Source organism: Micromonospora sp. NPDC049004, from assembly GCF_040649315.1.
Taxonomy (GTDB): Bacteria; Actinomycetota; Actinomycetes; order Mycobacteriales; family Micromonosporaceae; genus Micromonospora.
Genome location: NZ_JBEZFG010000006.1, coordinates 36,241 through 60,438, shown reverse-complemented (window position 1 = coordinate 60,438; position 24,198 = coordinate 36,241). Strand labels below are relative to the sequence as shown.

The 24,198-nt window shown below is 70.6% G+C and carries 15 protein-coding genes; 8 read left to right on the top strand and 7 right to left on the bottom strand.

Translation table 11 applies throughout. The annotated features are described in order from the left end of the window. Positions 1–4 precede the first annotated feature (4 nt). Together AB0B97_RS19040 and AB0B97_RS19035 are read left to right on the top strand one after the other, a co-directional pair. Positions 5–1,288 carry a nucleotide sugar dehydrogenase gene (locus AB0B97_RS19040; protein ID WP_357495062.1) on the top strand — a complete coding sequence of 428 codons (1,284 nt, stop codon included), beginning with the start codon at positions 5–7 and terminating at the stop codon, positions 1,286–1,288. Positions 1,289–1,540: 252 nt separating this feature from the next. Next, on the top strand, positions 1,541–3,286 hold the full coding sequence (locus AB0B97_RS19035; RefSeq protein ID WP_357495060.1) for a CDP-glycerol glycerophosphotransferase family protein: 1,746 nt from the start codon (positions 1,541–1,543) through the stop codon (positions 3,284–3,286). A gap of 53 nt (positions 3,287–3,339) precedes the next feature. On the opposite strand, the gene AB0B97_RS19030 is transcribed toward AB0B97_RS19035, so the two are convergent. Both AB0B97_RS19030 and AB0B97_RS19025 read right to left on the bottom strand, forming a co-directional pair. Further along, entirely contained in the window at positions 3,340–3,882 is a 543-nt protein-coding gene (locus AB0B97_RS19030; protein ID WP_357495058.1) for an acyltransferase, read from the bottom strand. Positions 3,883–4,042: 160 nt separating this feature from the next. Then, positions 4,043–4,381 (bottom strand): DUF952 domain-containing protein, encoded by a 339-nt coding sequence (locus tag AB0B97_RS19025; protein ID WP_234582185.1) that lies wholly within the window; start codon positions 4,379–4,381, stop codon positions 4,043–4,045. Positions 4,382–4,484: 103 nt separating this feature from the next. Between AB0B97_RS19025 and AB0B97_RS19020 the strand changes: the two genes are divergently transcribed. The 3 genes from AB0B97_RS19020 to AB0B97_RS19010 all read left to right on the top strand — a co-directional run bounded on the left by AB0B97_RS19020 (position 4,485) and on the right by AB0B97_RS19010 (position 6,979). Beyond that, a complete protein-coding gene (locus tag AB0B97_RS19020; protein ID WP_234582184.1) occupies positions 4,485–4,796 on the top strand; it encodes a hypothetical protein in 312 nt (103 codons plus the stop codon). 83 nt (positions 4,797–4,879) lie between these two features. Then, positions 4,880–5,536, top strand: a complete 657-nt coding sequence (locus AB0B97_RS19015) for a response regulator transcription factor (protein WP_357495056.1) — start codon at positions 4,880–4,882, stop codon at positions 5,534–5,536. 9 nt (positions 5,537–5,545) lie between these two features. Further along, on the top strand, positions 5,546–6,979 hold the full coding sequence (locus tag AB0B97_RS19010) for a HAMP domain-containing sensor histidine kinase (protein ID WP_357495054.1): 1,434 nt from the start codon (positions 5,546–5,548) through the stop codon (positions 6,977–6,979). A gap of 37 nt (positions 6,980–7,016) precedes the next feature. On the opposite strand, the gene AB0B97_RS19005 is transcribed toward AB0B97_RS19010, so the two are convergent. The 4 genes from AB0B97_RS19005 to AB0B97_RS18990 all read right to left on the bottom strand — a co-directional run bounded on the left by AB0B97_RS19005 (position 7,017) and on the right by AB0B97_RS18990 (position 11,397). Continuing rightward, on the bottom strand, positions 7,017–7,979 hold the full coding sequence (locus tag AB0B97_RS19005; protein WP_357495052.1) for a TAXI family TRAP transporter solute-binding subunit: 963 nt from the start codon (positions 7,977–7,979) through the stop codon (positions 7,017–7,019). Between the two features lie 73 nt (positions 7,980–8,052). Continuing rightward, a complete protein-coding gene (locus AB0B97_RS19000; RefSeq protein WP_357495050.1) occupies positions 8,053–8,745 on the bottom strand; it encodes a hypothetical protein in 693 nt (230 codons plus the stop codon). Between the two features lie 107 nt (positions 8,746–8,852). Beyond that, on the bottom strand, positions 8,853–9,650 hold the full coding sequence (gene yaaA / locus AB0B97_RS18995; protein WP_357495048.1) for a peroxide stress protein YaaA: 798 nt from the start codon (positions 9,648–9,650) through the stop codon (positions 8,853–8,855). 52 nt (positions 9,651–9,702) lie between these two features. Then, entirely contained in the window at positions 9,703–11,397 is a 1,695-nt protein-coding gene (locus tag AB0B97_RS18990) for a hypothetical protein (protein ID WP_357495686.1), read from the bottom strand. A 123-nt stretch (positions 11,398–11,520) separates the two neighbouring features. On the opposite strand from AB0B97_RS18990, the gene AB0B97_RS18985 reads away from it, so the two are divergent. Beyond that, a complete protein-coding gene (locus AB0B97_RS18985; RefSeq protein ID WP_357495046.1) occupies positions 11,521–12,561 on the top strand; it encodes a phosphatase domain-containing protein in 1,041 nt (346 codons plus the stop codon). Between the two features lie 69 nt (positions 12,562–12,630). Here the strand turns inward: AB0B97_RS18985 and AB0B97_RS18980 are convergent, their stop codons facing one another. After that, complete coding sequence (locus tag AB0B97_RS18980; RefSeq protein WP_357495044.1) at positions 12,631–17,079, bottom strand: LamG-like jellyroll fold domain-containing protein; 4,449 nt, start codon at positions 17,077–17,079, stop codon at positions 12,631–12,633. A 406-nt stretch (positions 17,080–17,485) separates the two neighbouring features. Here AB0B97_RS18980 and AB0B97_RS18975 point away from each other — a divergent pair, with 406 nt between their 5' ends. After that, the gene (locus tag AB0B97_RS18975) at positions 17,486–23,800 is read left to right on the top strand and encodes an RHS repeat-associated core domain-containing protein (RefSeq protein ID WP_357495042.1); all 6,315 of its coding nucleotides are present in this window, start codon (positions 17,486–17,488) and stop codon (positions 23,798–23,800) included. Positions 23,801–23,811: 11 nt separating this feature from the next. After that, entirely contained in the window at positions 23,812–24,159 is a 348-nt protein-coding gene (locus AB0B97_RS18970) for a hypothetical protein (RefSeq protein WP_357495040.1), read from the top strand. Positions 24,160–24,198: the final 39 nt, after the last annotated feature.

Sequence of the window (24,198 nt, the reverse complement as noted above, 5' to 3'; positions counted from 1 at the left end):
TTTCATGAACATCTGCGTCGTCGCGCTCGGAAAGATCGGCCTTCCGCTCGCCGTGCAGTTCGCCTCGAAGGGGCACCGGGTGATCGGTGCCGACGTTTCCGAGCGGGTCGTCCAGCTCGTCAACGATGGTGCCGTGCCGTTCCCCGGCGAGGCCGACCTGGACGTGAAGCTGAAGGAGGCGGTGGCCGCCGGGCTGCTGTCGGCCACCACCGACACCGCCGCCGCGGTCGCCGACTCCGAGGCAGTCGTCGTGGTGGTGCCGCTCTTCGTGGATGCCGATGGCGTACCGGACTTCGGTTGGATGGACGACGCCACCCGGGCCATCGCCCGCGGCCTCAAGCCGGGCACCCTGGTGAGCTACGAGACCACCCTGCCGGTCGGCACCACCCGCAGCCGTTGGGCGTCGATGCTCCAGGAAGGCTCCGGTCTCACCGTCGGCACGGACTTCCACCTGGTCTTCAGCCCGGAGCGGGTGCTCACCGGGCGGGTCTTCGCCGACCTGCGCCGCTACCCGAAGCTGGTCGGTGGCGTCGACGAGGCGTCCGCCGCGCACGGCGTGCGCTTCTACGAGGCGGTCCTCGACTTCGACGAGCGCCCCGACCTGGAGCGTCCGAACGGGGTGTGGGACCTGGGCTCGGCCGAGGCGTCCGAGCTGGCCAAGCTCGCCGAGACGACCTACCGGGACGTCAACATCGGCCTGGCGAACCAGTTCGCCCGCTTCGCCGACACCGTGGGCGTCGACGTCACCAAGGTCATCGAGGCGTGCAACACCCAGCCGTACAGCCACATCCACTCGCCGGGCATCGCTGTCGGTGGGCACTGCATCCCGATCTACCCGCGGATGTACCTCTGGAACGACCCGGCCGCCACCGTCGTCCGCTCGGCCCGGGAGGCCAACGCGGCCATGCCGGAGTACGCGGTGGACCTGCTCGCCGCCGCGTACGGGGACCTGACCGACGTGGGCGTGCTGGTGCTGGGGGCCGCCTACCGGGGTGGGGTCAAGGAGACCGCCTTCTCCGGCGTCTTCCCGACCGTCGAGGCGCTGCGCCAGCGGGGCGCCAAGCCGTACGTCTCGGACCCGATGTACACCAACGAGGAGTTGGTGGCGCACGGCCTGCCGGCCTACGACGGTGAGCCGCTCGGTGCCGCGGTCATCCAGGCAGACCACGCGGAGTACCGCAGCCTCGCCCCGGCCGACCTGCCGGGCGTGACCGTTCTGGTGGATGGTCGGCGGGTCACCGATCCGGCCCGCTGGGCCGGCGTCCGCCGGGTGGTCATCGGCGGCTGATCCTCACCCGTCCGCTCCGGGCCCCGACCGTTCCGCGGCCGGGGCCCGTTGTGCGTCCGCACCTGACTCGCCGTGCTGAAGTCCGTGCTCAGCGGTGCGGTGCGCCACCCCCGCGCGCACCGCTGTGAGTCGCCTCTCCCGCCCGTTCACCAACGAGACGCCCCGGCGATACTTGTATCACTTGCCCCGTTTAGGGTCGCGGCGGCCGGTATCGAACGCGCCAACACAGGCGAGCAGACAGGGAGTGTGTCGTTGTTCAGCAGAATACGGAGCCAACAGGGTGTCGCCATCGCCGGCGTGACCCTGCTGGGCTACGGGATCATGGTTCTGGCCGGCGCCCTGGGCTGGGTGATTCCGTTCGTGGTCGCCGCGTTGGTCGCGACAGCGGGTGAGTTCGCCCTCGCCAACCGGTTCGCCGCCACAGCCGTGCTGCTGGAGAAGGCAGGTATCGAGCCGGTCGGGCGGTGGCTCGTCCGCGACTTCTCGGTGGTCCTGCTGGTCGTCAGCACCGTCCGCCCCGGGGTGGCCGCCACGATCGGGATCATGCTGCTACCGGCCGCGCTCTGGGCCGTGGCCGTCGGCACCATCGTGGTGAACCGGGTCGTCGACGGCCGGGCCGCGACGCCGGCGTTCACCCGCAACATCGATTTCGGCGCGGTACGCCGGGTGCCGATCCCGCCGGCCTGGGCCGAACGCATCGTGGGCCTGCGGATGCCGGTGCTCAACTTCCTGCTGCTGCCGGCGGCCGTGGCGGCCGCGCTGGTCGACCGGATCACGCCCGTGCTGGTGACCGGTCTGGTCACCCTGGCCATCGGGCTCGTCGCCGCGGCCGTGCTGGCGTCCACCCTGCTGCGGGGGCGCGGCCGTACCCCCGGGGTGCTGCCTGCCGTGCACGACTGGCTGGCCCGGGAGCGTCCGGAGGTGGTGCTCTACTTCGCCGGCCCCGCCAAGGACGTCTACCAGGCCAACATGTGGCTCGCCCCGGTGGAGGCGGTGGGCCGCCGCGCGGTCGTGCTGCTGCGCGCCGAGGACGCGTTCGAGGCGCTGGCCGACACCCGGCTGCCGGTGATCTGCGTGCCCGCCGGGGTCGACTTCATGAACCTCGATTTCAGCCCCGTCCGGGTGGCGCTCTACGCGGCGAACGTGGGCGCCAACATCCACATGATCCGTGAGCCCGGGGTCCGGCACGTGTTCGTCGGGCACGGCGACAGCGACAAGCAGGCCAGCGTCAATCCCTACAGCAAGGTGTACGACGAGGTGTGGGTGGCCGGTCGAGCCGGACGGGAGCGGTACGCGCAGGCCGGTGTGGGCGTGCTCGACCAGAACATCGTCGAGGTGGGCCGGCCGCAGTTGGCCGGGGTGCCGACCTTCGGCTCCGGCGCGACCGACCGTCGGTTCACCGTGCTGTACGCCCCCACCTGGGAGGGGTGGCTGGACGACGATCCGTACCACACGTCGCTGGTGGCGATGGGGGAGCGGATCGTGTCGGGCGTGCTCGCCGCGAACGTGCGCCTGATCTACAAGCCGCACCCGCTGACCGGCACCCGCTGGAACAAGGCCCGGGCGGCCAACGACCGGATCATCGACCTGATCCGGGCCGCCGGCGGCGAGGTGGACGTGAACTCGCTGGACGGCGACGCCCACCTGGTCGTCACCGGCCGGGTGCCGGCCCTGTTCGACTGCTTCACCGTCACCGACCTGCTGATCAGCGACGTGTCCAGTGTGGTCTCCGACTTCGTGCAGAGCCAACGGCCGTACGTGGTGGCCAACCCGGCGGGCCTGCCGGAGGACGAATTCCGTAGCTCGTACCCCACGTCCCGGGCGGCGTACCTGCTCTCCGCCGACTGCGGTGAGCTGGGGAAGATCCTCGACCTCGCCCGAGCTGGCGACGACCCAATGACCGAGGCTCGGCGTGAGCTGAAGGAGTACCTGCTCGGCCCGGACGAGCCTAACCCGATGGATCGTTTCCGCGCGGAGATCGAGCGTCTCTGCGCCTGAACTGCGCCCGGTCGCCGGTGAGCGGCGCTCCGCTCACCGGCAACCGGTGCCGGTCAACCCCGATGCGGCGGGTTCGTCACGTCCCGGGAGATGACCTCGCCCTTCTCGTCGACCCAGCCCTTCGGTCGGGCCGGGTTGCCGGCCACCAGCTGGTACGGTGCCACGTCCCGGGTGACGACCGAGCCAGCGGCGATCATCGCGTACTCGCCGACCTCGATGCCGCAGACCAGGGTCGCGTTCGCGCCGATGGAGGCGCCCCGCCGGACCAGGGTCGGCGTGATCGTCCAGTCCGGATTCTGCGCCCGCGGCCGGAAGTCGTTGGTGAAGACCGCACACGGGCCGACGAAGACCTCGTCCTCCAGCGTGACACCCTGGTAGACGGAGACGTTGTTCTGGATCTTCACGCGGTCGCCGACCGTCACGGTGGCGTCGACGTACACGTTGCGCCCGATCACGCAGCCCGCACCCACCTGGGCCGACGATCGGATGTGGGCCAGGTGCCAGACCTTCGTGCCGTCGCCGACCTGGGCGCCGTCCTCGACGTCGGCGGTGGGGTGGACGAAGACCGAGGGGGCCGGTGAGGTGCTGTCAGTCATCCTTCAACTCGCATGGGTCGCAGGGCGCCGGGCGCCGTCGGTGACCCGCGCCGCCTCGGGCCGGAGACCGGGCACCGGGCGCGCGGATCGGGGCTGCCACGCTGCCCCGGGCACGGAACGTGTCGTCGGGGCGCGGGACTCGGCGTAGCATATCGACCGCTCAGCCGAGCAGCGCCGCCACCGCCTCGGCGGCCGGGGTGTCCACCGGCAACGCCTGCGCCGTCACCACCGCCGCAACGGGCAGCGACCCGTACAGGTGGGGGAAGAGTTGCCCGCCGCGGGACGGCTCCCAGCGCAGCGCGTCGCCCAGTCGCTCCTCCTCGACGCTGAGCAGGGTGAGGCCGGTGACGCCGGTGAAGTGCCTCCGGGCGGTCTCCACCACCTGGTCGCCGGCGGAGAGGTGGATGAAACCGTCCTGCCGGTCCACCGCCGAGCCGGTGAAGGTGCCGGCGGCCCGGGCGTCGTCCCACTCGGTCGTGGGCAGCAGCTTGTAGATCATCTCCGCAGCCTACGTCGGCCCGGTGGGCGTTTCGGCCGTACCGCCGCCGTCCTCGGTCGCGGCCCGGCATGCTCAGGTGGAGCGGCCCGTGAAGGGATGGACGATGGCGAGCTACGACGACGACTGGACCGACACCCAGCGCGGGTTGTACGACGAGTGCTACCGGGCCGGCGGTGAGTGGGCCGGGGACCCGGACACCCCGTCCGACGACGTACAGCATGTGATCAACCTGGCCGAGGCGGACGACGACGCCTTCGACGACGCCGAGATCGACTTCCCGCCCCTGGTCGACGCCGTCACCCAGGCCAGCGGGGTCAACGTCACAAGCGTGCCGGCCCGGCACGACGACCCCGGATTCCGGGGCTTCGCCGACGGCGTCCGCGACGCGGTCGCCGACGACGTCTTCGGTCTGTAGCCGACCCGACCGGGAGGCGGCCTTCCCGCTCGCGGCCTGCTTCTGCCACCATTCGCAGGACGGCTGCGACGGATGGGGGCACGGTGCGGATCCTGCTGGTGGAGGACGACCGCCGGGTGGCCGCCGCGCTCTCCTCCGCCCTGACCCGCCGCGGCTACGAGGTCGAGCACGCGGCGACCGTCGCCGCGGCGCTCTCCGCCGCCCCCTGCGACCTGGTGCTGCTCGACCTCACCCTGCCCGACGGGGACGGCACCGACGTGTGTCGGGAGCTGCGCCGGCGCAGCAGCCAGCTCGGCATCATCGCGGTGACCGCGCGGGGTGAGGAACGCGACCGGGTGCTCGGGCTGCGCCTCGGCGCGGACGACTACGTGGTCAAACCGTTCTCGATGGTGGAGTTGCAGGCCCGGATCGAGGCGGTGCTGCGCCGGGCCGCGCACACGGCGCCCGAGCGGCACCTGATCGAGGCGGGGGCGGTACGCATCGACGTGGCGGCCCGCACGGTGACGGTCGCGGGGCGCGCGGTCGCGCTGACCCGCAAGGAGTTCGACGTGCTGCTGTCGCTGGCCCGCCAGCCGGGGGTGGCGGTGCCCCGCGACCGCATCCTGCTCGACGCCTGGGGCACCACCTGGGCCGACCGGCACACGGTCGAGGTGCACGTCGGGTCGTTGCGCGGCAAGCTGGGCGACGCGCGCCTGGTGGAGACCGTCCGCGGGGTCGGCTACCGGCTGCGCGATGCGTGAGGGGCCGCCGTGCGCCGTCGACTGGTGATCAGTTATCTGCTGCTGATGGTGCTCGTCCTCATCGCGTTGGAGAGCCCGCTCGCCGTCACCCTGGCCAGCCGGGAGACCGAGCGGGTGCGCGCCGACCGGCTCGCCGACGCCACCCGGTTCGCCTCGCTGGCCGGGCCGACGTTGCGCGGCGGCGAGCCCGGCCCGATCGGGGCGGAGCTGCGCAGCTACGACGAGCTGTACGGGATCGGCGCGGCGGTCGTCGACCGGGACCGGGGCATCGTCGTCGACTCGGCGAGCTGGCAGTCCACGGGGACCGCCACGGTGCTGGACGTCGCCCTGTCCGGCCAGCAGGCCAGCGCGCCCGAGTCGGTCTGGCCGTGGTCGGCGGGGCCTGTGGTGGTGGCGGTGCCCATCAACGACGGCGGTGAAGTCCTCGGCGCGGTGGTGATCGTGACCCCGGCCGGCGAGATCCGCCGGGCCGTGAGCACCTGGTGGCTGCTGCTCACCATGGCCGGCCTGCTCGTCGTGCTGGCCTGCGTGCTCACCGCGTTCGGGCTGGCCGGGTGGGTGCTGCGCCCGGTGACCGAGCTGGACGCGGTCACCCACGAGATCGCCGAGGGCGACCGGGGCGCGCGCGTGCAGCACCGGCTCGGCCCGCCGGAGCTGCGCCGACTCGCCGCCAGCTTCAACCACATGGCCGACGTGGTCTCGGACGTGATGGACCGACAGCGCGCGTTCGTCGCACACGCCAGTCACCAGCTGCGCAACCCGCTCACCGCGCTGCGGCTGCGGGTGGAGGAGCTGGGTCCCAGCCTCACCGACGCGGACGGGCGCTTCGAGCACCAGTTGGCGTTGGAGGAGACCGACCGGTTGGCGCTGGTGCTCGACGCGCTGCTCACCCTGGCCCGCGCCGAACGGGAGGAGAACGAGCGCGTCACCGTGGACGCCGCCGCCGTCGCCGCGTCCCGGGTGGCCGCGTGGGCGCCCCTGGCCCGGCACCGGTCGGTCGCGCTGCGGCTGGCCACGAGCGACGCCCCGGCGTACGCGCGGACCGTGCCGACAGCCGTCGACCAGGCGCTGGACGCGCTGATCGACAACGCGGTGAAGTTCAGCGGGGCCGGCGGGGCGGTGACGGTGACAGTGGCCCGCCGTGCCGACGGGGTGGCGCTGGAGGTGCGCGACACCGGCCCGGGGATGACCGAGAGTCAGCTCGGCCAGGCCACCGAGCGGTTCTGGCGAGCGCCGGACGCACAGAACGTCGACGGCGCCGGGCTCGGCCTGACCATCGCTGCCGTGCTGGTGGACGCCTCCGACGGGCGGCTCACCATGCGGCCGGCGCACCCGCGCGGGCTGGTCGCCGGCCTGTGGTTCCCGGCGCCGGAGCCCGAGCCGGCGGGGGAGCCGGCGGACGAGGACACGGCCGCCGACCTGCGGCCCGCCCCGGCGCGCTAGCGGCCCGAGCCGGGTGCGGGGCGGCCTCCGGCGACGGTCAGGGCTTGGCGGCCCGGTACCAGGCGGCGGCGCCGGGGTGCAGCGGCAGCGGCGCGGTGGCGATCGCCGAGCGGGGGCTCATCCGTCCCGCCGCCGGATGCGCCGCGCCCAGCTCGGCCCGCCGCTCCATCAGCAGCCGGGTCACCTCGCGCACCAGCGGCTCCGGCAGGTCGGCCCGCACGATCAGGTAGTTCGGGTCGGCGACGGTGGTCACCGGGTTCATGCCGTACACCGAGCGGGGGATGTCCCGGGAGACGTAGACCTGGCCGTAGCGGGCGCGCAGCGGCTCCGTCCACTCACCGAGGTCCACGATCCGGGTGGCGCTGCGCCCGGCCAGCTCCTCGATGCCCCGCACCGGCAGACCCCCCGAGAAGAAGAACGCGTCGATACGCCCCGAGCGCAGGGCCGCGACCGAGTCGTCCAGGCCGAGCCGCTCCCGGCGTACCGTGTCGCCACCGAGCTGGGCCACCTCCAGCAGCCGGGTGGCGGTGATCTCGGTGCCGGAGCCGGGCGCACCCACGGAGACCCGTCGGCCGCGCAGGTCGCCGATCGTGCGGACCGGCCCGCCGTCGGTGGTGACCAGGTGCAGCTGGTCGTCGTACACCCGGGCCACCGCATCCACCGACGGGCTCTGCGCCGGGGTGGTGGGCAGCACGTCGGCCTGGGTGAAGCCCAGCTCGGCAGCACCGGAGCCGACCAGGCGTACGTTCTCCGCCGAGGCTGCGGTGATCACCACGCTGGCCTGGACCCCGGGCAGTTCCCGGTTGAGGATTGTCGCGAGGGACTGTCCGAACGCGTAGTAGACGGCGGTGGGGCTGCCGGTGGCGATCCGGATCTCGACCGGCGTGCCCGGGTCGTCCCGGCAGCCGGCGACGGCCAGGGCCGCGACCAGCGCCAGCGCCGCCGCCCCCGCGCGGCGTCGACCGGCCCGAGGGGACGAGGTACGACTCACGCGGTGCACTGTGCCGCGCTCCGGCGGACGCGCGCAAGCCCGTACCCGTCAGTGCCGCCGGTGGCTGCGGCGCCGGCGTCGCTCAGCAGGCCGGACGGCGGGCTGGCTCCAGCACCGCGTCGCGGGCCGGTTCCATCGACGCGCTGCGCAGGATGCGCTCCCGGTCCGGCCCGTCGGCCACGCTGACCAGGAAACAGCCGGTGCCCGGGCGGAGCACCGCCGGCACGTCGAGCACTGCCGCGCTGCGGATCAGCACGGCGGCCAACTCCCGGTCGGTGAGCCGTACACCGAGGATGTGCCGCCGTACGTGTCGCCCGCCGGCCAGCAGCGCCGAACGCCACGCCGCCGCCGCGAGCCGGGACATCCACCGGCGGCGGGCCGGCGAGGCGCCCGGCACGGGACCACCCAGCAGCTCCCGTCGCCCCTGCCACCAACCGGCGTCCACCATCCGGGCGTACGCGCCGCGGTGCTCCGGCGGCACCCAGAGCCGATGCAGCTCGTAGCGGCGGCGCAGGCCGCCGACGGCCACCTCCTGGGTGACCGGGATGTCGAGACGGGCGAGCAACTGCCGCATCCGCTGGGCGGCGTCCTCCCGGTTGAACTCGACGCTCGGCGCGTGCGACGGCGGCGCCGCGCCCGAGCGGGCAGCGGACGGCGGTGCCGTGCAGCGCAGCAGACAGGCGGCCTCGAACGCGTCGCCCAGGGTCAGCCAGTCCAGCGGGGGTGGCGTCGCCGGCGAACGGGGCCGGTCGAGCAGGGCGGGATCGCGGGCCAACTGAAGGCTCCCTTGTCGGAGTCTGGGTTCCCCTACCGTGGCCCCTGCGCGGCCGTTGCGGAACGCATCCCGCCCAGCCTTGAGGAAAACTTGCGGCTCCCGCGCCGCTACAGGTCGGTGACCACCAGGTCCACCTGCCGAACCCGGCCGGGAGCGGCGGGCTCGGCCACCACTGTGTGCTTCAGCTCCCGCAGCGTGCCGATCAGCTCCGCGGCGGTACGCGGTCGGGCCCCGGCGACCAGCAGGTCACGCACCAGCCGCCCCTTGGTCGCCTTGTTGAAGTGGCTCACGACCGAGCGGACCGGCACGCCGTCGACCTCCCGCTCGTGCAGCACCCGCACGGTCACCGTCCGCTCGGCCAGCGCGCCGCGCGGCGTCCAGGTGGCGGCGTACGCGCCCGAGCGCAGGTCGAGCACCGGGCCCCGACCGGCCGCGCCGGCCAGGACCGGCGCCAGCTCCTTTCGCCAGTACGCGGACAGCGCCCCGACGCCCGGCAGGCGGGCGCCGATCGGGCAGCGGTACGGCGGGATCCGGTCGGCGAGACGCACCGCCCCCCACAGCCCGGAACTGATCAGGATCGACCGGCGGGCCGCCCGCAGCGCCGCCGACGGGAGCGTGGCCAGCTCCAGCGCCTCGTAGAGCACCCCGGTGTAGAGCCGCTCGGCCGGCGCGGTGGCCGCCGTACGCAGCCGGGCGTTGCGGCGCAGCTCGCCGCGCTGGCCGTCGCTGAGCCCGAGCGCGGCCAGCGCGGCCTGCTCGTCCGGCCCCGCGCTGAGCGCCACGAGCGCGTCGAGCACCCGCTCGCGGGCCGGGTTCAGCTCCGGCAGCGAGAGCTTGTCGGGGGCCCACCGCCGTCCGGTGCCGGCGTCGGCCTTGCCCTCCGAGGGCGGCAGCAGGATGAGCATCGGGTCTCCTCGAACACGTGCGACGGCGGCCCGGCCAGCGTACGACCCGCCGTTACCGCCAGGGCCGCACCGGGGTGTCGGGGTGGTACACGCGATAGCCACCCACCTCGCGTACCGGTGCGGCGTCGGGCCGGTCGGCGAGCAGCCGGCGCAGCCGCCGGTCCATCGGCGAGTCGACCTGGACCACGTAACCCGGTCGGGCGGCCCGGCCGACCTGCCGCCAGTACGGGCGGTAGCGGTTCTGCCCGGGGGACAGGTCCCCGTCGAGCACACCGCAGATCACCGTCTCATCGGTGTTGAAGATCAGCCGGTTGCAGGTCCAGTAGTCTCCGTACACCTCGTGCGGCCCGTCGGCGCGCAGCGCGGCGGCCAGTTCCCGGGCCTGACGCTCCTCGGTCCGCGACGCGGCGACGCCTGTGGTCGCGAAGAGCACGGTGACCACCAGCGCCGTCGCGGCCAGCGCCGCCAGCACGGCGGTGGCGAGCGCGCCGGCCAGCCGACCCAGCGCGCCGACGGTGCCCCGCCAGCAGGCGACCGCTGCCACCCAGAGCGGCCAGAGCACCGCCGGCAGCGACAGTTGCAGCACCGACAGGTAGCGGGCGTTGTCCAGGGGACTCGTCGCGGCGAGCGGGCTGCGCACGTACGACAGCAGGGTCAACGCCGCGCCGACGACAAGCGCGAGCTGCACCACGGCCCCGACCCGCGCGCCACGTGGCGTGCCGCCGACCCGCGTGCCGGGCCCCGCGCCCTGCGTGCCGCTCGCTGCGACGGCGCCCTGCGTGCCGCTCGTCGTGCGGGCGGCCCGGCGGTACGCGAGCACCGCGAGCGCGGCGGCGGCCACCAGCAGCACCGGATAGAGCAGCCCGAACCACTGCTGCCACCTGCCGCAACCGTCGACCGGGCACAGCCCGTGCGCCAACGGCACCCCCTCCAGCAGGCCGCCGGAGATCCGGTCGGACCACTGCGGCATCGGGCCGGCTTTCGTGCTGACCTCCCGGAACACCGTCAGCGAGTCCTCACCCGGCCCGGCGCGCAGGTTGTCGACGAGCATCGGCGCGATCCCGACCACGAAGCCCGCCACCAGCAGCAGCCCGGACCAGCCGAGCAGCTCCCGCCGCACCGCCCAGAGCAGGGCCACCGCGGCGACCGCCAGGTACGGCAGGATCAGCCAGTCCGACCAGGCGGCCAGCCCGGCCAGCAGCCCGAACAGCGCGACGGCGAGTCGACGGTGGCGCACCGTCCCGGCGGCCAGCCCCACCGTGATCAGCAGCATCAGCAGCACCGCCGGCTTCACCTCCGGCCGGCCGCCGACCACTGTGAGCTGGTCGCGCACCACCCGCTCCGGTCCCAGCGCCAGCAGGCCGACGACGAGGACGGCGAACCACGGCGTGTAGAGCCGGCGGGTGAGCCGGTACACGAGGTAGAGGAAGATCGCGTACAGGGCGAGCATCGGCAGCCGCAGCACCGGCCAGCTCGGCCCGGCCACGGCGAGCAGCGGCGCGGCCAGGTACGACTCCAGCATGCCCATGTAGTGCTGGCCGTAGAGGAAGATGGGGCGTTCCCGGCCCTGCGCGATGTGCAGGGCGGCCAGGCCGAAGGTCGCCTCGTCGCTGTTCGACACCGGCACGGTGTACAGCGTGAGGACCAGCCGGTACCCGACGCCGACGAGACCGAACACCAGCGCGACGAGCGCCGGCCGGTCGAGTCGCGGACGCCACCGCCCGCGGTGCTGCTCTGGATGCGACACGACCACGCCCCCGTCGTCGTCCCGACCGGAGTGTTTCACGGACCACGGGCTGGTCGGGGTGGTTCGGCGCAGTCCGGACCGGCTCGCGTGGCCGTGTCCGTCGACGTGTGGCAGGGTTGGCGCGTGCCACCCACTCCCGCCGGCCAACTGGCCGTGCCGAACCTGCACCGGGCCGCGCGGATCGAGGACGCCGTGCACCAGCTCGTGGAGCGCCGGCTGCGGCGCACCGGCTGGCGGATGAACATCGTCGCGTACACCGGTTACGGCCGTCCGGGTTGGGTGCGGGTGATGTGCCGGGTGCTGCTGGGACGTCCGGACACCCGCCAGCGGGGCCGGCTGGACAAGGTCCGTGGTTGGCGCAGCTTCACCACGCTGCCCGCCAAGCACGTCACCGTGCAGATCGAGGCCGGCGGGGTGCGGCACGAGGCCCAGGCCGACCGCAGCGGCTTCGTCGACACGCTCGTCGAGGCCGACCTGCCGCCCGGGTGGGGCACCGTCCGGCTCAGCGTGCCCGACGCCGAGCCGGTCGACGCGCCGGTACGCATCATCGACCCGGACGTGAAGTTCGGCATCCTCTCCGACATCGACGACACGGTGATGGTGACGGCGCTGCCCCGGCCGCTGCTCGCCGCGTGGAACACGTTCGTCCTCGACGAGCACGCCCGCGCCGCCGTGCCCGGCATGGCGGTGCTCTACGAGCGGCTGGTCACCGCGCATCCCGGCGCCCCGGTCTTCTACCTGTCCACGGGCGCGTGGAACGTGGCGCCGACGCTCACCCGGTTCCTGTCCCGGCACCTCTACCCGGCCGGGCCGCTGCTGCTCACCGACTGGGGTCCGACCGCCGACCGCTGGTTCCGCAGCGGCATGGAGCACAAGCGCTCCACCCTGGCCCGGCTGGCCAAGGAGTTCCCCGACGTGCGCTGGCTGCTGGTTGGCGACGACGGCCAGCACGACCAGGAGATCTACCGCGAGTTCGCCGCCGCCCACCCGGAGAACGTCGCCGGGGTGGCGATCCGCAGGCTGTCCCCGACGCAGTCGGTGCTGGCCGGTAGCCTGCCCGCCCCGGCCGGCCGCCCCTCGTCGGGGCCGGTGGGGCAGAAGTGGCTGTCCGCGCCCGACGGCGCCGGCCTGTGGCAGTTGCTCCGCGACGCCGGCCTGGTCTGACCGCACGACACATACACGAAACCCCCGGGCACCGCGACTTTTGCGGCACCCGGGGGTTCTCGTCGCGTACTACATCAACGAGGGTGAGCCCCAGGTGACGGTGCCGATGGCGCCGTTGCCCGGGTAGAGGGTCATGGTGCCGTTGCTCCGGCGCCGGACCATTAGGTCGACCTTCCCGTCGTTGGTGACGTCGCCGAGGCTGCTCATGTCGAAGTCACGGCAGATGCCGCAGATCAGGATGCGGGGACCCCAGGTGGGGGTTCCGTTGGCGGCGGTGTTGGGGTAGACCCACATGTCGCCGGTCCCGCTGTTGCGCATGATCAGGTCGACCTTGCCGTCGTTTGTCGCGTCCTCGACGCTCACGTTGTCGTACCCGCCGCAGGAGCTACAGAGCAGCACCCGGTTACTCCAGGTGATCGCGCCGCCAGTGGGTCCGTTGCCGAGGTACGCGTACATGTCGCCGGTGCTGTTCTCCCGGATGAAGAGGTCGGTCTTGCCGTCCCGGTTGACGTCGCCGAGATCGGATACGCCGAAGTTGAAGCAGCCGCCACAGACCAGCTGGCGGGTGGTCCAGATCGGGTCTCCGACGGCGACGGTGTTCGGGTAGACGTACATGTCGCCGGTGCTCTTCTGGCGCATGAACAGGTCGACCTTGCCGTCGTTGTTGGCGTCGGCGATGTTGAACGAGTCGTAGCCGCCGCATTTGCCGCACACCACGATGCCGGCGTCGAACGTCAGCGTGCCGTCCAGGTTCGTCCCGCGGCGCAGCAGCACGTCGCCGTTGCTCTGCATGATGAGCATGTCGGTCCGGCCGTCACCGGTGACGTCGCGGATGTTGGGCGCGATGACCTGCTGGGCGTAGTTGCCCGGCGCGCTGGCCTCGGCGGGGTTGAGGGCGCGGTCCCAGTGCTGCACGTTGCTGATCTGGCCCGAGTAGTACGAGCTCGGCGCGCCCTGGTAGCGGTAGTGGCCGATCACGAAGCGCCCGGTGCTCGGCCAGGACACGGCGGCAGCGTGCTGCGCGGTGCCGGCCAGGTTGTTGTTGACGTACAGGGCCATCGTGCTCGTGGTGGCGTTGTAGGTCGCCACCAGGTGCGTCCACACGCCGAGCTGCGCGTTGGGAGCGCTCTTGGCCTGGTCGTACGACCAGGCGTCGCTGTCGGAGCGGGCCATCCCGAACCGCCAGGTGTTGTCGCTCTGCTCCTGCCAGAGGATGAAGCGGGCGGATCGTGCCCCCTCCTCGGAGAGGATGATCTTGCCGGCGGTGGTGGGTTTCACCCAGGCGGCGACGCTGAACGACTTGGTGGTGTCGATCAGAACGGGACTGGCGGCGCTGACCAGGCTGCCGGTGCCGCTGGCGTCCACGCCCGTGCCGGTGGCATCGCTGTTGAGCCGCAGGTCCGGGCTGAAGAGGTCACCCTCGTGCCATTTCGCGTTGCCGGTGCCGGTGAGGGTGCTGCCGCCGGAGATGTCGACAGCGGTCGCCGCGGTCTCTCCGGCCGCACCGCCGTTGAGCGGCCAGGTGTGCTTCGCGGTGACCAGGCCCTGCGCCTGCTGGGTGGCGATGGTGGGCGTGGTGCCGAGGCCAGTAACCAGGTACGCGGTGGTCAGGCCGTTGCCACCGACGGTCCACAGGTCGGGGGTCCCGTCGGAGTTGGCGTCGGCGGCCTGCAGGTTCAGTGCGGCGTTGCGGTTCCAGTTGGTCGAGAGCGTGTACGGCGTGTAGGTGAGCTGGGTGGTGTCCTGGTTGTAGGCCAGGTTGGTCCAGAGGTGCAGGGCGCCGGTGCTGCTGTTCCAGAGGAACATCGCGGTGCCGCTGCTGAGCTGGGCGGTGGTGATGGTCCAGTTGTTCCAGTCCACGCCGCCGGCCGGGGTCAGGGTCGTGGTGCTGCCGCCGTAGGAGTAGCCGCCGGGCGCGGAGGCCACGGGGTAGTAGTTGAGGAAGTACCCGTTCGTGGCGTCGCCGCTGGTGCCGATCAGGTCGGGAATGGTGCTTCCGGTGCCGCGGGAGTCGCCGGCGTTGGCCAACTGGAGCGGGGCGTTGCCGTTGCCGTCGACCAGCAGCTCACCCGAGACGCTCACCTGGTTGTCGTAGGGCTCGATGACCGAGCCGTCGCCGCTGCCGCGCAGGACGGTTCCGTTGCCGGCGTTGGCGCCAGCGGTGTAGTAGACGAGGACGTCCTGGAACCCGGTGCCGAAGAAGTGGCCGGAGATCGCCTGGCCGTCGTTGAAGTCGGACGGGTTCTCGTCGCCGGTGACCCCGTTACCCCGCGCTCCGAGGTCGTTCACCGTGGTGCGCACCGCGCCGCTGTTCATGCCCGTGCCGAGCCAGAGGCCGGAGGGCAGCCCGTTGCGCGCGCCGACGGTCAGCAGGTCGGCGACACCGTCACCGGTGAGGTCCGCGTCAGCCGCCGTGTCGGCGGGATTGGCGTTGAAGGCCACGGTGGCGGTCTCGCCGAAGTTGCCACCCGCCGAGAGGCTGGTCACCGCCAGCGTGTTGGTGAACCGGGTCGGCGTCGTGATGACGGTGGCTGCACCGGCCGTGGCGGAGACGGTGACCGGGGGCAGGCCGTTGAGCTGGTAGCTGTAGCTGGCCGGCTGGGTGCCGGTACTCGGCGGTGTGATGGCGAAGCTGACCTCTTCGCCGATCTTCGACTGTCCCTGCGGCCGGCTGATGTCCGGAGCGCCGGTCCGGGTGGGGTCGAAGGTGAAGCTGCAGGTCGCCGACCAGTCGCTGGACGCCCCGAAGTCGGTCGCCTGGACCTTCCAGGAGAAGTTGGTGATGGCGCCGCCAGCGGCGGCGCGCAGCGTGGCAACCGGCACGACCAGCACGCCCGTGCTGCCCGACGAGTAGGTCAGCAGGTTCGGGTTGGACGATGCCAGGGCGGTCTGCGCGGAGTCGGAGGTCTTCCAGAGCTTGAAGCTCACTCCGAGGGTGCCACCGTCGGGGTCGGAGACCGGGGCGTAGAGGTAGACCGGGTTGTCACCGATCGTCGATCCACCGGCACAGGCGGTACGCGGTGAGGTGGTCATACCGGTCGGCTTGTTGGGTTTGTGGTTGTAGCGGATTTCGAGCGTGGGGCTGGTTTCCAGGAACTCTTTCCAGCTCTGGGCGTCGCTGGCCTCGTTGGCGGCGACCATCCACAGGGTGCGGGTGGCTCTCTTGTTGGTGACGTCGGTTTTGATCTGGCCGGTGATGTCGAAGGACACGCCTGCGGCGTTGCAGCCGCTGTAGCCGTAGGCGAAGCTTTGCGAGGCGGCGAGGGGGCTCTTGCTCTGGCCTTCCCAGTAGTTCCAGGTGGCGTTGGACTTGCTCAGCGTCGCCGCGGGGGCGTAGACGTTGACTGTCTTCTTGGTGCAGCTCCAGGACCGGGTGTTGGTGATCTTGAAGGTGGCGTCGTTGATCTCCGCGCCCGCGAGGGTGCCGTAGGGCACCGGGAAGTTGATCAGCGTGTTCGAGCGCTGCTCACCGGAGTTGCCGACCTGCATCCGGCCGATGGGGTCGGGGGTGTTGTTCCAGTAGTTCGAGGACTGGTGCTGGTAGGAGATGCTGGCCCAGCCGGACATCCTCGGTCCGGTGACGCTCCAGTTGAAGCTCGGGTCGATGTAGACGGGGTAGACGGTCGCGGTATCGGTGAGGAGCGTGCGGTCGGGCCTCAGACCGAGCTTGCCGGGGGCAATGGAGACGCCGATGGCGGCGGTGCGAGCGGCCCGGCCGGGTGCTGCGGTCGTGGAAGCGGCGCCGCTGCGCGCGGTTGGTCCGCCCGTGCTCCGCGCGGAGGAGTCCCACATGACGGGTGCGGGTGCGGTGATGACGGCGTCGCCGGTACGGTCCCGACCGCTGATGTTTCCGGCGGCGTCAGCGTCGAGGGTGAAGCCTGTGGCGGTGGTGGCCAGTTCGAGGTTGGCCAGCTTCGGGTTCGCCGCGGCTTTGGCATCCTTGACCACGAAGACGTGGGAGAACCCGCCCTGTGCGTTGACCGTCACGGTCAGGTCCACACCGGGCAGGACGTTGGCGTACGTCGCGGTCGGCCCGGCGAGCGTGGGCGCGGGCAGGGCGACGGGGGCGGTCAGGGTCAGTGAACGGTCGCCGCTGACCAGGTGGGCCATCGGGCCGCTGCCACTGCCGGACAGCGTGATGTCGTGTGTGGTGGTGATCGCGGTGACGGCACCGTCGGCCCGTCGGTAGAGGGTGGGATCGAGCTGCTTCCAGTCGGTGCCCACGCGTTTGCGGGTCGGCACGGCGCTTTGGCTGAGCAGGATCTGGCCGTTGGGAAGGGCGGTCAGTTTCTCCGTCGAGGTGGTGGCGGCGGTCGCTTCGACCTGCTTGTCGGTTTGCTTGGCGTGGGCCAGGGCCGCGTCGACCCCGAGCGGTGCGGCCGGGGCGGCAGCGGGTTTCGGCGGGGCGGGGGCGGCAGCGGCGGCCGGTGTCGTGAGCGGGGCCGTGGCCGTGGCGATAGCGACGGCGGCCACCGCACCCGATGCGACAGCGCGTAGGCGCAGTCGTCCTCTGATCATGTGACGTACTCCCCGTGAGTGACGTGAACGCGCGGACGCATCCGATCGAGCGGCCACAGTGAAGCAGTCGCGGCGGCCTACGGGAAACGTCTCTGGTCACTCGGTGCTGTCCTTTTGGCACTCACTGAGATGGGTTTGATGGCATCGGAAGCTGATCATCGTTATCGTTTCGTGACCTAGCGGGATGGTTGGACATGAAACATTGTTCGCGCCACGGGGGTGCATGATCGATCACTCTGTGTGGCCTCTCATTCCATCGCGCAGAGGTGAGGTCAGCATGGCCGTCCACGGGGGATCCCGCCTGCTCAAACGTCCCAGACGTCTGGTTGCGACTGTCGCGGCCGCGGCGGTCGCGGCCAGCCTGTTGTCGGGTTCGCCCGCGGTAGCGAAGCCCAAGGGTCCGGAGGTGGCGAAGGCGCCGGCGACATCGCCGGGCCAGTCGGTCAAGGGTGTGAAGCCGTTGCCGACGAAGTTCGTCACGCCGCCTGATGACGCGAAGTCGACGTACCGGCCGACGCGTACGGCGTGGCCGAAGGCCGTGTCGGCGAAGGTCGACCTGCCGGCCGCACCGCTTGCTGGGGCGCGGGGCGCGGCTGCGGCGAAGGTGCGCGTGGCGGATGCGCCGGTGTGGGTTCAGCCGGTCAGGGAGAAGGCTGGTCCGCGCAGCCTGGCGGTGAAGGTCGCCGACCGCAAGGCGGCCGAAGCTGCCGGCGTGGACGGCGTGCTGCTTTCGGTGGCTCCGGACGTGTCCTCAGGCGCCGTGCGGGTGGGTGTGGACTACGCGGGGTTCGCCGAGGCGTTCGGCGGCAACTACGGTTCGCGACTGCGGCTGGTACGCCTACCATCGTGTGTCCTGACGACGCCGACCCGCAGCGAGTGTCGGGTGGCGACGCCGTTGGCGTCGACGAACGACGCCGCGGAGAAGTCGGTGTCGGCGGAGGTGCCGATGGCGACGGACGCGCGGGCGCAGGCGGTCGGCGGCATGACCGTGTTGGCGGCGGTTGCCGCGGCCGGCGAGGAGGGCGGCAAGGGCGGCACGTACGCGGCCACGGACCTGAAGCCGTCGGGTTCCTGGACCGGCGGGGGTAGCACGGGTTCGTTCACGTACTCGTATCCGGTGACCGTGCCGCCGGCGGCGTCGGATCTGGTGCCGACGGTGGCGTTGTCGTACGACTCGGGCAGCGTGGACGGGCAGACGGCGTCGACGAACGCGCAGGCGTCGTGGGTGGGTGACGGCTGGTCGACGCCGCGCTCGTTCGTGGAGCAGACGTTTGCGTCGTGCATGGACGATCCGGGTGGCAGCGCGTCGCCGGTGAAGACGCCGGACCGCTGTTACGACGGCCCGATGCTGACGCTGTCGTTGAATGGTTCGTCGACGGCCCTGGTGTGGGACGCGTCCAAGAATGTGTGGAAGCCGGAGTCGGACAACGGTGAGGTCGTCACCCACGTCGAGAATTCCAACAACGGTTCGGGGACATACAACACCGACTACTGGCGGGTGACGCTGCGCGACGGCACGAGCTACGAGTTCGGCCGCAACCGGCTGCCGGGCTGGGCCTCGGGCAAGGCGGAGACGAAGTCGGTGGACCACTCGCCGGTGTACTCGCCGCACTCGGGCGACCCGTGTTACAACTCGGCGGGATTCTCGTCGTCGGTGTGCACCATGGCGTACCGGTGGAACCTGGACTACGTCACCGACACCCACGGTAACGCGATGGCGTACTACTACAACCAGGCTACGAACTTCTACGGCCGCAACAAGGGCGCCTCGGACGTGTCCTACATCCGGGACAGCAACCTGGCACGCATCGACTACGGCTTCACCGACGGCGGCGCGTACGGCACGGTGGCGAACCGGGTGGTCTTCAACACCGGCGACCGCTGCCTGTCGGGGACGTGTCAGCCGTTGAACTCGACGAACAAGGCGAACTGGCCCGACGTGCCGTTCGACCTGATCTGCGCCTCGGGAACCGACTGTGACGACTGGAGCCCGTCGTTCTTCTCCACGGTGCGCCTGACCTCGATCGAGGCCCAGCAGTACAACACGGCCACCAGCCAGTACGAGAAGGTCGACTCCTACGCCCTGTCGCACAGCATGCCGGCGACCGGTGACGGCACGTCGCCGACGTTGTGGCTGACCTCGATCGCGCGTACCGGTCACGACACCAGCGCCGGCGGCTCCACGGCGGCGATCACGTTGCCATCGGTGTCGTTCACCGGCATCAAGCTGCCCAACCGGGTCGACATCACCGGCGGGCTGCCATCGTTCTACCGGCAGCGCATCGCCACGATCACCACCGAGACCGGTTCGGTCATCTCTCCGTCCTACGAGCTGCCCGTGCCGTGTACCGCCCCGGTCACCACCGACCCGGCGACGAACACGAAGTCGTGCTACCCGGTCTACTGGACCCCGGACGGCTACGTGAACCCGTTCAAGGACTGGTTCAACAAGTACGCCGTCACCCGCGTCACGTCCACCGACCCGACCGGCGGCGCGGCGGCCCTGTCGACCAGCTACAAGTACCTGGACGGCGCGGCCTGGCACTACGACGAGAACGAGGTCGTCAAGGCCAAGTACCGCAGCTACGGCCAGTTCCGCGGCTACGGCAAGGTCCAGACGTTCACCGGCGACGGCGTCAACGACCGCCGCACCCAGGCCGAGACCGTCTACTACCGCGGCATGTCCAAGAACAACAACACCACCGTGCTGAACCTGACCGACTCGGTCGGCGGCAAGCACGAGGACGTCGACGAACTCGCCGGCAAGGAACTGGAGAGCACGAAGTACCTCGGCGAGAACGGTCGCGTCGACTCCTCCACCATCACCTCCTACTGGGTCTCCGGGGCCACCGCCACGCGCTCGCGCACGGGACTGTCGGCGTTGACGGCGCAGTGGGTCGCACCGATTAAGACGTACACCCGCCAAGCCGTCACCAGCGGCGGCTCGGTGACCTGGCGCAACACCGGAACCGACAACAGCTACGACGCGAACATCACCAGCGCCACCTTCGGTGAGCTGAAGAACACCTACACCTACACGGTGCCGATCGACGCGGCGTACAACCAGTGCACCACCTACACCTACGCCCCGACCAACACCAGCAAGAACCTCGCCGGCCTGGTCAGCCAGACCGAAACCGTGTCGGTGGCCTGTGGCGGCTTCACCCAGGGCAGCCCCGCCTCGGTGCCCGGCAGCGTCAACACCCTGACCGCCCCCGGGACGGTCAACCGCCCCGCCCAGGTGGTAAAGGCCGAACGCAGTTTCTACGACGACCAGACCTTCGCCACCACCTTCCCTCAGACGACCGCCCCGTCCAAGGGCGACGTCACCCTCACCCAGGCCGCCAAGGACTACACCTCCGGCGCGTACGTCTGGCAGACCACCGAACGGTCGACCTACGACAGCTACGGCCGGGTCACCGACTCCTACGACGCCAAGGGCAACAAGACAAGCAGCGGCTACACCATGAACGCCGCCAAACTGGTCACCGCCACCTCCAGCACGAACGCCGCGGGGCACGGTGGGTCCGTCACGCTCGACACGAAGCGCGGCATCCCGCTGATCAGCACCGACGCCAACGGCATCATCACCACCCAGCAGTACGACGCGATCGGTCGCGCGACGTCGGTATGGCTGAACTCGCGGGCCACCAGCCTCGGTGCGAATCACAAGTTCAGCTACACGGTGTCGAAGACCGGGGTGTCCGCCACCACCGCGGAGACCCTGAACAACTCCAACGGCTATCAAAAGTCGGTCACCATCCTCGATGCCCTGCTGCGGCCGCGGCAGACCCAGTCGGTCACGCCGACGGGCGGCCGGATGATCACTGATACGTTCTACGACACGCACGGGTGGACCCGCGCGTCGTACAACGGCTGGTGGGACGACGGGTCGTTGCCGACGGTCAGTACGCCGGTGTCGGCGGCGGACCTGAGCAAGCAGGTGCCGAATCAGACCTTCACCACCTACGACGGTCTGGGCCGAGCGGTCATCGTGACGTCGGCCAAGAACGGCGTCACGGTGTCGACGACGACCACCGTGCACGGCGGCGATCGCACCACAGTCGTTCCGCCCACCGGGGGCGTCGTCTCCGCCACCCTGACCGACGCGATCGGTCGGAAGAAGGAGTTGCAGGAGTACAGCGTTCGTCCGACGGTGACCACGCCAGCGGACACCTTCACCGGCACGTTCACCGTGACCGGTGGCACCGCGACGGTCAGCAAGTACGGCTACGACGAGCACGGCAACCAGTCGACGCTCACCGACGCCAGCAACAACGTGTGGACCTCGACGTACAACCTGCTCGGTCAGGTCGTGGCGAAGTCTGACCCGGACGCCGGCGCCAGCAGCATGAGCTACGACGCCAACGGCAACCTCGAGCAGTCCACCGACGGCCGCGGTAAGACCCTGTCGTTCACCTACGACGTCCTCGGCCGCAAGACCGGCGAGTACGCGTCCGCCGTGGCGAACCAGTCGTCGGCGAACCAGCGCGCGGCATGGGTGTACGACAACAGCAACAACGTCGCGGGCGTCACCAACGCGCTCGGGAAGCTGACCACCACCATCGCCTACCGGGGTGGACAGGCGTACACCACGCAGCAGAAGGCGTTCAACGTCTTCGGCAGCTCGCTGGGCACGACGGTCACCATCCCCGACACCGAGGGCGCCCTCGGCGGGTCGTACGTGTTCGGGCACACCTACTCCTCGACGCTGGGCCTGCCCCTGAGCGACACCTACCCCTCCAAGGGTGGCCTGCCCTCGGAGACCGTGCTGCACGGCTACACCGGGGTCATGGACCTGCCCACCACCCTCGGCGGGTTGGCCGGCTACAGCCAGAGCGTCAGCTACGACGCCTACGGCCGGGCCAACCAGCAGACCCTCGGCATGAACACCAACCTGGCGTATGTCACCAACACCTACGACCCGCACACCAGCCGGCTGACCAACCAGCTCGTCACCCGTTCGACGGCAACCCCGTCGAATGTCGACGAGCAGGAGTACAAGTACGACCTGGTCGGCAACATCACCCGCAAGATCAGCAAGCGGCTGGGTGCCACCACCCCGGCGGAGACGCAGTGCTACGGCTACGACGGCCTGGCCCGCCTCACCGAAGCCTGGACCGGCACCGACGCCTGCGCCGCAACGCCCACCGACGCCAACAAGTCAATGGTCGGCAACAGCATCGGCGCGGGTAGCGCCTACTGGACCAGCTGGCAGATCGACCTGATCGGCAACCGCACCCAGCAGACCGAGCACAGCCTGACCGGCGGTACCGACACCAAGACCACCTACACCTACAACGGCAACGGTCAGAACAAGCCCCACACCCTGACCTCGACCACCACGACCGGCGGAGCAACCGGCACCACGTCGTACACCTACGACAACGCCGGCAACACCACCGGTCGCAACGCCGCCCAGGGCAACCAGACCCTCACCTGGGACGACGCTGGCAAGCTCGCCGACGTCACCGGTGGCACGAGCGGCAACAACAGCTTCATCTACGACGCCGACGGCAACCTGCTACTGCAGAAGGAGCCGGGCAAGAACACCCTGTACCTACCCGGGCAGCAACTCACCCTCAACACCGCCACCAGTGTCGTCACCGGCAGCCGCTACTACGCCCTTCCTGGCGGCGGTAGCTGCATCCGCACCGGCAGCGGCACGGCGTACACCTTCGCCATCGCCGACCACCAGGGCACCCCGTCGCTCTACCTCGACAGCACCGCCCAGAACCCGACCTGGCGGCAGTACACCCCGTACGGCGGTGCCCGAGGTGCTGCCGTCGCCGCACCCGACAACCGCGGTTTCCTGAACAAGCCGATGAGCCCGACCGGACTCACGACCGTCGGTGCCCGATCCTACGATCCCGCGATCGGCAAATTCACCTCCGTTGACCCACTGCAGGCAGCCGGGCAGCCGCAGCAGTGGAACGGCTACTCCTACTCCAACAACACGCCGGTCACGTCGAGCGATCCGACCGGTCTGATCCCGGAAGACTGTCGGCACTTCGACTGCTACGGCTACGACCCCCGGCCTCTGAAGAAGGGCGATGGCCGCGGCGCTGGCGGTTGTCCCGGTGGCTGTGGAACTGCGAAGAACAAGGCTTGGGGGAAGGCGAACCACAAGTCCTCCACTAAAGCAAAGATCGTTGACAAGCATGTTCCGCCGCGGCGCGAGAAGCCGAAGCCGGGGCCTGGGCAGGACCCGAACCCGGACGTGTCCCAGCGTCTGGCGGGCACCCCCGATTCTGGCCCGATTGGTTGTTGGGCGGCGAAGCCGACGGACTGTACGGCCGAAGAGCCGCTGATCGCGAATGTTAAAATGGAAGGAATTTGCCTGACGGGAAGTTTCGCGGGCATTCTGGGCGGTGGGGTCACGGGGTGTGTGGCTTTCGATCGCCAGGGCGTGGGTTGGACCTACACGAAGAGCATCGACATCGGGCCCAACTTTGGAGTGTTCGGAGGTGTGGGCTCTGTGGCTTCCGACGGGAACATCGACGATCAGCCCGGCGTGTCCCAGTATTGGCAGGCCGGCGCCGGCGCCGAGACCTCCGGCAGCGTGTCCTTCACGGCTGGCACCGGTAAGTACGGGCAGCCGGTCCACAGCGTCGGCGCGAGCGCCGGAGTGGGCGTCGGCGGCGGCTATACGGAGGGCGGCTCAAAAACGGCTTCGGGCCGCTGGTTTGATTGGTCCGATCTGACAGGTCTACTTGGATGAGGAGTTAGGCCTTGAGCGACATCATGGCTGAGGCGAGAGGACGAAAGTCCTACCGCCTGCTGGTATGGGCTGGGCGAGCGGTGCTTCTGTCGGCTACCGTGCTGGTTCTGACGCAGGTCCTGTGGGCCAACCACTTGATCAGTCGTCCGACGATGGTGGCGGTGATCGCGCCGGCCGTGTTGGTATTCCTTACATCCGTGCTGGTCGCGATCCCGGCGCTCGCTATTCAGGCTGCGTACTTCTCTGCCAATCCACTGGGCAGGGGGCCGATCGAACGTCAGACACGTTTTAGCCAGATGTTCGTGACGGATCTCCTGGCCATTCCGCCGAGCCGCGCTAGCAAAGGCGGCAAGAAATAGGTTGCGCCCCCTTGTGTCCTGCCGCGCGGCAGGGCACAA

Bases quoted from the DNA above. Each gene is read 5' to 3' on its own strand.
- AB0B97_RS18980 (WP_357495044.1), bottom strand. From the start codon at position 17,079: ATGATCAGAGGACGACTGCGCCTACGCGCTGTCGCATCGGGTGCGGTG.
- AB0B97_RS19030 (WP_357495058.1), bottom strand. From the start codon at position 3,882: ATGACTGACAGCACCTCACCGGCCCCCTCGGTCTTCGTCCACCCCACC.
- AB0B97_RS19020 (WP_234582184.1), top strand. From the start codon at position 4,485: ATGGCGAGCTACGACGACGACTGGACCGACACCCAGCGCGGGTTGTAC.
- yaaA (WP_357495048.1), bottom strand. From the start codon at position 9,650: ATGCTCATCCTGCTGCCGCCCTCGGAGGGCAAGGCCGACGCCGGCACC.
- AB0B97_RS19040 (WP_357495062.1), top strand. From the start codon at position 5: ATGAACATCTGCGTCGTCGCGCTCGGAAAGATCGGCCTTCCGCTCGCC.
- AB0B97_RS19025 (WP_234582185.1), bottom strand. From the start codon at position 4,381: ATGATCTACAAGCTGCTGCCCACGACCGAGTGGGACGACGCCCGGGCC.